The sequence below is a fragment of the Kosakonia sp. genome, assembly GCF_032104925.1.
Taxonomy (GTDB): domain Bacteria; phylum Pseudomonadota; class Gammaproteobacteria; order Enterobacterales; family Enterobacteriaceae; genus Kosakonia.
On record NZ_DAMCGF010000008.1, the window covers coordinates 81,581 to 92,417 of the forward strand.

Below are 10,837 nucleotides of genomic sequence, written 5' to 3' on the forward strand. Positions count from 1 at the left end.
TTGCGAAGTCTTCATAATTTCTTCTTTATTTATAAAAAAGCGCCAACCACCACGGTTTGACTGCGGCCTGCGCGTTTCGCATCGTACAGGGCGTTATCCGCAAGCGTAAGTAAAACTGAAGTATCGGACTCTTCACCGGTGACGAATACTAAACCAGCGCTAAAGGATAAGGCTATCTTTTCACCATTGCTAAACAATGGATTTCGCGCCAGTGACGCGCGGATTTTTTGGCTAAAACGCAGCGCCATTTTACTGTGGGTATGCGGCATTAAAATCAGAAATTCCTCACCGCCTAAACGACCAAAAATATATGACGGATCGCAATGTTCACGGATCTGATCGCAAAAATGAATCAGTGCGGCGTCGCCTGTTAAATGCCCCCAGCGATCATTGATATTTTTAAAATAATCAAGATCCAGCATCAGCAGGCTAAAGTGGCTGCGCGGTTCGTCCGGGCGACAGGCCACCAGCGCCTCTTTTAACTTCCGCAACATAGAAAAACGATTATAACAACCGGTCAGATCGTCAATGGTGGCTTTCATTTCCAGCTGCCGCTCCGCTTTTTTACGCTCGGTAATATCAAGCCCAATACTCAGCACAGAGTGATCCGGTAGTTGAATATTTGACCAGAGTACCGTCAGCACCTGGCCATCACGTCGTACCGGGTGCCATTCATGCATGTCGACGGCCGGCGATGTATTAACCGAAGCGCGAACTTTTTGCCGTACCTCGGGATCGGGGAAAAATAACGCTAATGGATCGGCCTGCTGATTGAGCTCATTCATGCTCCAGCCAAATACGCGTTCGCACTCACCATTCCATAATATGCAGCGATTGCTTTTATCAAACGAGTTCATTAAAACCGGGGCGCGTTCAAATAACGCTTTATATTGCGTCACAATACGCTGCATCTCTTTCGCCGTACGTTCCCTGGCGACAATTTCAGCAAGATAATTTTTTAGTTTTTCGACCAAAACAATAACGACATTTTTCACGATGGATAAAGAGTGCAAGGACTGCGAAAATGCCAAAAAGAAATAACCGTCGACTCCAGACTCTTTATAATTCAATTTACATAAAATACCGCTGCGTAATTTTCTGGCCGCTATTTCATGATGCGGAAATAATAAATCACCGGCATGTCGCCGCCAGCAAATGACTCGCCAGGCGCGCTGATGTCGTTGCAGTTGAGACTGCTCAAGAAAGATTTGTACATCCTGCAACGTGCAGCCCGGCGACCCTGAGCTGACGAGCTGCCACGCGTCATCCTGCCGGATAACCACCCACGCAAGCGTGGATCCAAGTGCTGCATTGATCGCGCGTAATATCTCTTCCATTGAGCGTTGCGCAGTGAGCCAGGGCATCAGCCTGGCCAGAACCGACAACGCCGCATCAGCGTCCCCTGGCGGCACGGCGGAATTTTCTATTTTCATATTTTTTCATTCGCAGGTTATAAGACGCGAAACCAGCTTAAAATGATGTCATCAGGAAAAAAGAAGAGGCGGCCATCAATTCAGTTAGCGCAACTGCGCGCACAAATATCTTCCTCACGCATACAGGACGTGATGAAAAAGAATATATCGATAAAGATCAAAACCCTGAATCATCATTCACAGGCTAATAAGATTATCCTCAAAAGCATAATATATGCGACACAACCTGTAAACGTTGTGGCAATTAGGATGCTAAATATCACTCAAATGTATTAGATGAAAAAAACATTAATTCCCGTGCATACATAAATACATTGGCGATATATTTTCGGATAAAACACAACCAACACGATGCAAAAAGCACGCTTTTTGTACTGGCGAATAAATCAACAAATGTGATATAGTTCACACATTCTTGAAACGGGGAACGCCGTTTCAATTCGTTGTGTTATTCGCGGATCTTCAGCATTGCCACTCGCGCAACGTGCTTGTCCGCCCGGTATTCGGTCTTTCTGAGGATGGTTTGATGGCTACCTTTACCGCCAGCGTCGTGCTTCTCCGCTGGCAGTTACTGAGTGCAGTGTTGATGTTTATGGCCAGTACGCTGAACATTCGCTTCCGTCGTGCTGATTATATTGGCCTGGCAGTGATCAGCAGCGGCATGGGCTTAGCGGCGGCATGCTGGTTCGCTACCGGTTTGTTGGGTATTACGACGATAGATCTTTCCACGACCTGGCACAACCTGCTCGTCGTGATGGAAGAGATCGCGCAAAAAGCGCCACCCGAGTGGCCGATGATCGTAACGTGATTGCTTAAAGCGCCTGCGGGCGCTTTTTTATTTCCTCTGGGGGTCATTTTTCTATCCGACGCCCTTTCGCATAAATATAATCACAGGATCTGCGCCAGCGGCCGATCTTTACTGGCATTGGCATAATGGCTCACCGGTGCGTAAATCGGTACACATCTATTTGATTTAATAGAGGGATCGGGCGGATAAGCCGTCTTATTGCCAGCCAGGGGTGGTAAACGGGAATGCACATTCGCCGAAGCAGGACGTAAAAATACAAATGCCCACCAGGACTCAGCTTCGCGGGCATCTGCGCTTTCACTTCAGCACAACGATTGTTTTATTCAAGGATACGGGTTTCCCACGGTCGCCAGAGCGGGTGGAATTTCTGCGGTTGGTAATGCGTCGTTTCGCGCTTGCCGAAATAGAACAGCGCGTCCATCTCATTTTTTATCACGACCATATTTGAACCGTCCGCATGCCCGCCAACGGTGACCGAACCGTGATAACCTTTTACCGGCACGCCGGTGTAATTCGCCAGTTTTTGTGCGAAGGAATCAATGCCGCCTTCCGCCCCGTGACAACTAAAGCAACGGATGTTTTTAAACCTCACATCGCCAGCCAGTTCCAGCGTATCCAGCGCCACATCAAACGGCCCTTTAATACCACCAGCGACCTGCAGGCCGGTCGTGCTATCACCGTTTGGTGTAAAAATGCCATGACCAATGATATTCAGCCGCGGCTCGCCCTTATAGCTGTCGGTGAAAAACATATACATATTCGGATCATTTAAGGGGCCATCGCGACGCACGATATTGATTTCACCGGATAATGTCACCCTCCCCATCTCTTTCTCACCCACATCCGCGCCAACTTTAGCAATATCAGCGAATTGTTTGATGTTGAGTTTTGACGACGCCATGGCCTCGGAAAAATTTTTTCCTCCCGCTTGCGGTAATGAAACATGTAATACGTCCGGGCCAGAGGCGTCAGGTATGGCGTGGCTTAACGGCTTACTGCCGGAAACGTTCGCTTCCGTAGCGGGATTTAATGGCCTTGCCACCGCCATTTTCGACTCCGCAATAGCGACGTTGATTTCACCGTGCGGGCCTTTAGCTGTGCCAGAAGGTCGTTCAGCAAGCCGCGCCGCGCCGGCACCGGGAAGCGATCGCACTCCGCCCGGGAATTCCGGCAGCGGCCCGCCCAATACCGCGCCCAGGAAAATCTCTTGCAAACTTTCGCCCAGCGTGGGCAACGGTATCTTGCCTTCATCTTTGGGGACATGGGAAATATCGGCCTGTTTATCACCGGTTCGCCACGCATAATGCCGCTGCTGAAACGCCTGAAAAGACTCCTTTGCGGGCGTATAGGCAGGCTCCAGCTGAACCGCTCTGAGTGTTTTGTCTTCGTAAGGGGAAATATCATAAGGTTTAAATACATCAATCGCTGCCGGGCCTTTGATATCCATACTTTCTCCTCCGACTGTTGCCGTCTTGTTTTGGCTGGTAGCGTCGCGCCACAGCTACCTATTAAGTGGCCCGGCACACGCCTTTTTGTGACGTCGTCAGATAATTATTTCCCCAGTTTCGACAGCATCTCCGGGCGCATAAATTTATGGATAACCAGCATAAACAGCACCGATGGCACCAGCAGGATCAGCGCGGTAATGGATGACACCTGGTAGTTGCCCGACATACTGGCGGTATAGAGCAAAATGGGCAGCGTGGTGATATCCGGTGCGCCAACAAAAAAGGTGGCGGTAAACTCATCCAGCGATTCCAGGAAGACAAAAATGCTGGCGGCAATCAGCCCGGGCGCGGCCTGCGGCAAAATAATATGGATGAAGGTGTATACCGGCCCGGCGCCCAGGTTGCGCGAGGCGCGCGCCAGTAGCGGATCGAGTGAAGAGAACGCCGCCACGCTTATCCAGATCGAATACATCAAGCCGTGCACGCTATGCACCAGCACCACGCCCGCCACCGTACCGTTCAGTCCCCACTGATAAAACAGCCGCGCCACGTTCATATACACCGTCAGGTTAGGAAACGCCTGCGGGATGAGAAACAGCAGCATAAAGAAGGCGCGACACGGCATGGTTCGGTGCGACAATGCATAACCCGCCGGAACAGAAATCAGCAGGCAAACCAGCACCGACAGCACGGCGATCAGCACGCTAATGGAGAGCGATCCCGAGACATCGCTGTAAGGGCTAAACACCTGGCTCCAGTATTTCAATCCCCACTGGCTCGGCAAGGTGTGCGGGAAAAACCAGCTTTCCGCCACCGTCCAGATAAGCAGATTCAGCAGCGGGCCAAACAGCGCCACTACCAGAAAAGTGAGCAACAGAGTTTGCAGCAGAAAACTGCCGCGGAGTTTTTGTCGAAACGTGGTCATCACTGCGCTCCTTTCGCATGCAGGCTGTGGCGTAAATAGAACCAGGAGAGCGCCGCGCAAATCAGATAGGAGATCACCCCCATCGCATTCGCCACCGGGTAATCGCCGTACGAGTTCACGCGAAACGCCATATCGACGGTCATCATGGTTGGCGTGCCGGTGCCAATCATCAGCGGCACGGAAAGCACCGACATCATCGTCACCGTGGACAGCACCATCGCCACGCCAATCGTCGGCAGCACCTGCGGCAAAATGATGTCGAACAGGATGCGTAAACGCGACGCGCCGAGGTTTTTCGCCGCCAGAATATGCGACGGCTCCACCGCCGACATCGCGCCGCAAATCAGTAACGTCGAGAACGCCATCTGCTTCCAGACAAAGGTAATAATGATCCCGCTCCAGCCCAGCAGCGAGGTGGTGTCCATTGGCGTTAATAGCCCGCTCGCCACCAGCACATTGTTCATCAGCCCGTTTTTGGCGAGGAAGGTGCGCATCATCTGCGCGGTAACAATAAAGGGAATAAACAGCGGCAGGCGGTACAAAAACGCCAGCGCTTTCACGATGCCGCGAAACGGCGACAGCACGATAATGGCGGAAATTGTTATCGACAGCAGCGCCAGAATCACCAGTGAAACCAGCACGATAAGCACGGTAAAGAGAATATCGTTCGAGTAAAGCGCAAAGACTTTATCAAAGTGCGCCAGCGTGAAAGGCTGCGTATCGCTGGTAAACGCGGAAATCAGCGAAAAACCCAGCGGCCAGAGGAAAAAGACGGCGATCAGCAGCGTGGCCGGGCCTACCAGTAAGCAGTATTTAAAGGCGTGTCGCATGGTGAACCTGAATAATCACAGCAAAAAAATGCCCGGGCGAAATGCCCAGGCATGTCCGTCAGTCAGTTAGAAACCTGGCTCTCGTAGCCCTCTTTGATATCGTCAAAGTACGGCGTGATCGGGAAACTTTTGCCGTATTTCGCTAAATCATCCGGCGAGATTTCTGCAAACAGTTTCTGCCAGGTAGCTGCATCCAGTTTCTCTTTCACGTATTTCGCGTCAATTCCTGGATACCAGTTGAACTGCTTCACAATGCCCTGCGCCTGCACGTCCGGGCTGGTCGCCAGCGCAATAAACTCCTGCGCCAGTTTGGCCTGCGCTGCATGTGCCGGAACAACGTAATACATTGGCTGGCCCGGCATCCCCGGCGCGATTAACGCCAGTTTGATCGACGGTGGTACTTTGCCCTGATCTTTCCAGCTATAGAACATATCGACCCACACCGGCCCCATGGTGATTTCGCCCCGGCTGAGCATATCCAGCGTTCCGGCGTTACCCGGCGTGAAAGTGACGTTTTTATTGAACTCTTTCAGCCTGGCGAACGCCTGACTCCAGGTTTTTTCCACGCTTTTGTCATACGGCAGCGCGGAAAGACGCGCCGCATCAGTGCCGTAAGCGTAAATCCAGCCGACCACAAAGCTGACGCCGGACATGCCGTTTTTAATGCCGTTATAGCCAAAGGCTTTCGGGTTTTTCGCCGACCACTGCACCAGCTCGTCGTAGGATTTCGGTGGGGTTTTAATCAGCTCGCTGTTATACGCGATGGCCGTCTGGCTCAAAAACATCGGCATTACATAGCCATCAACGTTAACACCCAGCGCGTTTTTGGCGTTCTCTGCCGTCACCATCGAACCGGTGTTGATGGACGAGCGGTATTTCTCCAGCAGCCCTTTTTCCACCAGTTGCCCCCCCGCCGCCTGGTGCACAACCGCGACGTCGATATCCCAGCTTTTCGCGCCACTCTGCTGTTGCGCCGTCAGTTTTTCGACAATCTTGTTTGAACCCGCATCGCCCGGCCCGGTGCCGACCACCTGCACTTTTACGCCCGGATGCGCGGCTTCAAACTTTGGGCCCAGCCAGGTTTTAACGTAGTCGACCATGTTTTGATCGCCCGCCGTCGCCACATTGAGAACCGTTTCGGCGCTGGCGGTGTGAACTGCACCCAAACAGAGTGCGGCGATGACAGCAAGTTTCGGTTTTACTGACATGATAATCCCCAGGAAAAGTGTGTTGGTTGGCTTAAGAGGTTGCAAAAACATGCAGCGCCGTTTCCGACACGTGCAAAATCACCGGCGTTCGGGCAGGCCAGAACTGTGTGGAATCCGCGAGAAAAATCTGCCCCTCGCAGCGCACACTATGACGATACTGGTGGCCGAGAAACGCGCTCTCTTCCACCACACCATTCAGTACCAGGCCCGGCTGCTCCGGCGTCGTTAACGGGCGGTGCATGTTGACGTCCGAACTGCGAAAATAGAGCGTTTCCCCGCCCGCATCAGCCCGCGTCATGCAGTTATCCGCGCCCATAAAATCCGCGACAAACGGCGTTGCCGGGCGGTGATAAATATCTTCCGGCGTCCCCATTTGTTCGATGCGCCCGTTATTCAGCACCGCAATTCTGTCGGCCATCACCAGCGCCTCTTGCTGGTCATGCGTGACGATTAACGAGGTGAAACCGAGCTTTTTCTGCAGCGCTTTGATCTCGTGGCGCACATTGAGGCGCACTTTGGCGTCCAGGTTCGACAGCGGCTCATCGAGCACCAGCACATCCGGCTCAATGGCTAATGCGCGCGCCAGCGCCACGCGCTGACGCTGGCCGCCGGAAAGCGCCGTCACTTTTGTATCCGCATAATTTTCAAGGTTGACGATTTTTAATAATTCCTGCACGCGTTGCGCAATCGCCTCTTTTTTAACGCGGCGGACTTTTAAGCCATAACCAATATTTTGCGCGACGGTAAAATGCGGCCACAAGGCATAACTCTGAAACACCATGGTAATATTTCGCTGCTCTGGCGTGCTGTAAGTAATATCCCGACCATTAACGGCAATAACGCCGGTTCGCACCGGAATAAAACCACATAACGCGTTGAGCAACGTGGTTTTTCCGCAACCAGACGGCCCAAGCAGCGCAATCATTTCGCCCTTTTCCACAGCGAGATGAATATCGTGAAGAACGATATTTTCGCCATAGCCAATTTTCAGTTTTTCAATCTGTAAATAACTCACGGGCGTTCCTTTCTTCAGCTTTTCTTTCGCCGATGAACACGTGTTCATTTATTTGCAAAAAAAATGCAACGTTGCACCGACATTATGTGAGCCTACTTTGTCGTCTATTTGTGACAGTTTGATTAAGTGCGCAATAAATTTGGTGGGGCGAAATGAAAATAGATGTTCTGGGCTGCGGTAGCGCCTTCTCATTGCAGCAAAACACCTCGGCAATCCGCGTTATCGATAACGAAAATCGCCAGTTGCTGATCGATTGTGGCCCGACAATCCCGCGCGCGCTGTGGCAGCGCGGCGGCGACGTAAACGACATCGACGCCATTTACTTCACCCACGTTCACCCGGATCACTGCACCGGGCTAACTGCGCTGCTGAATTACTGGAAAAGTTTTCAGCGTCGTAAACCGCTGATCATCTGGTCGCAGCGCGAACAGCGCCCGGTACTGATAAAACTGGCGAGCCTCGCTAACTGGCCGGAAAGCACCCTCTGTTTCGACATTGACTGGCGCGACAGCGAAGCCGAATGGCAGTGGCAAGGCTGGCACATGCGCACCGCGTTTACGCACCATGAACTGCCCAATCTCGCCCTGCGAATCGAAGCGGATGGTCACACGCTGTTCTACAGCGGCGACGGACGCCCAACGCCAGAAAGCATCGCGCTGATGCACAACGCGACGCTGGCGTTTCAGGAGTGCGCTTCGGCAACGGCGCTGCCCAATGACGCCTCGCACGGCGATTTTCCCGGCTGCCTGGCGCTGTTCGGCCAACTGCGTTTACCGCGCCTGGGGTTGTACCACTGCAACGACGACGCCTTGCCCGCGATTGAGCAAGCCTGCACGGCGTATCCGGGTTTGTTTCTCAGCCACGATGGTTTCGCCACCGATCTCAGCCGCCGTGCGGAGGGGAAAGTGTGAGCCAGCGTTTACGCAAACAAGCAGTAACCGCCGAAGACGTGGCGAAGCGCGCGGGCGTGTCCCGCGCCGTGGTGTCGCGCGCGCTGAGCAGCAACGGCAGTATTTCGCCCGCCACCAAAGAGAAAGTGCTGCGCGCCGCGCAGGAGCTTGGCTATCAGGTCAATTTCCTCGCCCAGGGGCTTAACCGCCAGCGCAGCCACTTGATTGGCGTGATTGTCGCGCGCATTGGCGACCCGTTTCGCAGCAGCCTGCTGGAAGGCTTGCTGCATGAAATTCAGCGCCGTGGTTACCAGGCGCTGGTCACCGAGATCACCGGCGAGCAGGATCTGGTCACCACGCTGCGCCGTTTTACCCAGTTTCGCGTCTCCGGCGTGATCGTCACCTCCGGCCAACCGCCAGAAGCGATAGTGAACGAGTGCGTCAGCCAGCGCATTCCGGTGGTCGGCATCAACCGCCACCCGGATATTCCATTGGTCGATTTCGTCTGTTCCGACAACGTTTCCGGCGCACGTCAGGCCGCTGAACAGCTTTATCACTCCGGCTGTCGCCGTTTTGGCTGGCTCAACAATTGCGGATCAACCTGGGCGGGTATTCAGCGCGGCGAGGCGTTTTTCCAGGCGTTGCAGCAACTCGGCGTGGATACCCAGCAGCAAGTGCGTTGGTATGACGCGCGCGAAGAGGGTTACGACGGCGGTTTTCAGGCCGCGCAACAGAGTGATGAAGATCTGCCGGAGGGCATATTTTGCGCCAACGCGCAGTTAGCCTGCGGTTTTCTCGACGGCATGCGCCAGCGCGGAAAATTCGCGCCAGACGATTTTCACCTGATAGGTTTTGATAACACGCCGCAGAGCGGCCAGTTCAGCTACCAGTTAACCACGCTGCATCAGGACGTGGCGGAGATAGCCAACCGAACGCTGACGCGCCTGCTGGAGCGGGCGAAAAATCCTTTACAGCCTTCCCGCGTTGAGTGGGTTAAGGTGACACTGATTCACCGACAAACATCGCCACAAATTGGCTAAGAGTTCAGATATGAGAGAAGAGTTTACCCAGGCGCTGTGCGCACTGATTCGTCGTCTCGGTCAGCAGGCGAAACAGCTTCGTGATAACGGGCTGACCATTGAACAGAAAGGTCGTCAGGATTTTGTCTCCCAGGCGGATGTGTATGTCGAAACCGAACTGCGCGCCTGGCTGAAAGCTGAACGCCCGCAGGATGGTCTGCTCGGCGAAGAGCGCGGGCTGGAGCCAGGCAGCGATGGCGTATGGGTTATCGACCCGATTGATGGCACCACCAACTTTATTCTCGGCATGGATTACTGGTGCATTTCGGTTGCTTACGTGCGCAATGATACCATCCAACTTGGGGTGATTTACGCCCCGGATCGCGACGAGTTTTTCTTCGCTGAAAGCGGCAAAGGCGCGTTCTTAAACGGTAAACGTCTGAGTCTGAGCGAACCAGACGCCGACGCGGTAGTGCTCGGCATTGGCCGCTCCAGCCGCAGGCCGCCACGCGAATATACGCAAACCATCGAAACCCTGTTTGAACACGGCGTGGAACACCGCCGCTTTGGTGCGGGCGCGTTAATGCTGGCGCACGTAGCCGCCGGCCAGGTGCATGGTTATTTCGAAGCGCACCTGCACAGCTGGGATGCGCTGGCGGGGCTGGTGATTATTAAAGAAGCGGGCGGCATGCATAACGATTTTCTTGCCAATAATGGTCTGACGCAGGGCAATAACGCCTGGGCGGCAACGCCGCACGTGTGGCAGCGCCTGCAACCGATTTTACTGCCAAATGGTTAAACCCGCTTTCCAGGGAAAACGGCTCATTCGGGCCGTTCTTCTTCTGGGTATTCGTAGTGAACCGCCAGCCAGATGGTCGGCGGTTCAGCCTGTGTCCAGTTCACCCGATGGCGGCATTGCGCGGGGATATTGACGAAATCTCCCACCTGCAACACCCGCTCTTGCGCTTCGTCTTCAAGTTGCAAACCGGCGGCGCCCTGAAGAATCAATACCCACTCGCTTTGCGGCTGGCAGTACCAGAAATCAGGCGGGCTGGCCTGACCGGTAGAGACGATGCGCTCAATTTTCAGATCTTTTCGCGAAAGCAGATCGTCAAACGTCTCCGCGTCATTCGTGCTCGCGGGGAGGTCATGTAACAGGTTGGTCAGCATCGCTGGCGCTCCATTTGGTCATGTGCCTCAGCATGGCGGATTGCGAAGGTGAGTTAAGTGCTGAAGACCACATGACACATGACACATGACA

11 protein-coding genes are annotated in these 10,837 nt (G+C 53.7%); 4 read left to right on the forward strand and 7 right to left on the reverse strand.

What is annotated here, in order from left to right:
* Positions 1–29: 29 nt before the first annotated feature.
* Positions 30–1,433, reverse strand: coding sequence for a sensor domain-containing diguanylate cyclase (locus tag RT644_RS16670; protein WP_313627316.1), 1,404 nt, complete (start codon positions 1,431–1,433; stop codon positions 30–32).
* A 526-nt stretch (positions 1,434–1,959) separates the two neighbouring features.
* Here RT644_RS16670 and RT644_RS16675 point away from each other — a divergent pair.
* Positions 1,960–2,241 carry a YjcB family protein gene (locus tag RT644_RS16675; protein ID WP_160271335.1) on the forward strand — a complete coding sequence of 94 codons (282 nt, stop codon included), beginning with the start codon at positions 1,960–1,962 and terminating at the stop codon, positions 2,239–2,241.
* A gap of 319 nt (positions 2,242–2,560) precedes the next feature.
* Here RT644_RS16675 and RT644_RS16680 read toward each other — a convergent pair whose 3' ends face one another.
* From RT644_RS16680 to RT644_RS16700, 5 genes are all read right to left on the reverse strand, one after another.
* Entirely contained in the window at positions 2,561–3,688 is a 1,128-nt protein-coding gene (locus tag RT644_RS16680) for a hypothetical protein (protein ID WP_313627317.1), read from the reverse strand.
* A 104-nt stretch (positions 3,689–3,792) separates the two neighbouring features.
* The gene (locus tag RT644_RS16685; RefSeq protein ID WP_313627318.1) at positions 3,793–4,614 is read right to left on the reverse strand and encodes an ABC transporter permease; all 822 of its coding nucleotides are present in this window, start codon (positions 4,612–4,614) and stop codon (positions 3,793–3,795) included.
* The gene (locus tag RT644_RS16690) at positions 4,614–5,444 is read right to left on the reverse strand and encodes an ABC transporter permease (protein ID WP_045511793.1); all 831 of its coding nucleotides are present in this window, start codon (positions 5,442–5,444) and stop codon (positions 4,614–4,616) included. Before RT644_RS16690 ends, RT644_RS16685 begins: the two co-directional genes overlap by 1 nt.
* Positions 5,445–5,506: 62 nt before the next feature.
* The gene (locus RT644_RS16695) at positions 5,507–6,652 is read right to left on the reverse strand and encodes an extracellular solute-binding protein (protein WP_020456147.1); all 1,146 of its coding nucleotides are present in this window, start codon (positions 6,650–6,652) and stop codon (positions 5,507–5,509) included.
* Between the two features lie 31 nt (positions 6,653–6,683).
* On the reverse strand, positions 6,684–7,667 hold the full coding sequence (locus RT644_RS16700) for an ABC transporter ATP-binding protein (RefSeq protein WP_313627319.1): 984 nt from the start codon (positions 7,665–7,667) through the stop codon (positions 6,684–6,686).
* Positions 7,668–7,819: 152 nt separating this feature from the next.
* Between RT644_RS16700 and RT644_RS16705 the strand changes: the two genes are divergently transcribed.
* Genes RT644_RS16705 through RT644_RS16715 form a run of 3 tightly spaced genes read left to right on the forward strand, consistent with a single transcriptional unit; the run spans position 7,820 to position 10,375 of the window.
* Positions 7,820–8,578: a ribonuclease Z gene (locus RT644_RS16705; RefSeq protein ID WP_313627320.1), complete on the forward strand. Its 759-nt coding sequence runs from the start codon at positions 7,820–7,822 to the stop codon at positions 8,576–8,578.
* A complete protein-coding gene (locus RT644_RS16710; RefSeq protein ID WP_313627321.1) occupies positions 8,575–9,597 on the forward strand; it encodes a LacI family DNA-binding transcriptional regulator in 1,023 nt (340 codons plus the stop codon). The genes RT644_RS16705 and RT644_RS16710 overlap by 4 nt, the downstream gene beginning before the upstream one ends.
* 10 nt (positions 9,598–9,607) lie before the next feature.
* The gene (locus RT644_RS16715; protein WP_313627322.1) at positions 9,608–10,375 is read left to right on the forward strand and encodes an inositol monophosphatase; all 768 of its coding nucleotides are present in this window, start codon (positions 9,608–9,610) and stop codon (positions 10,373–10,375) included.
* A gap of 23 nt (positions 10,376–10,398) precedes the next feature.
* Here the strand turns inward: RT644_RS16715 and RT644_RS16720 are convergent, their stop codons facing one another.
* Positions 10,399–10,746 carry a cupin domain-containing protein gene (locus tag RT644_RS16720; protein ID WP_160271341.1) on the reverse strand — a complete coding sequence of 116 codons (348 nt, stop codon included), beginning with the start codon at positions 10,744–10,746 and terminating at the stop codon, positions 10,399–10,401.
* Between the last annotated feature and the right edge of the window lie 91 nt (positions 10,747–10,837).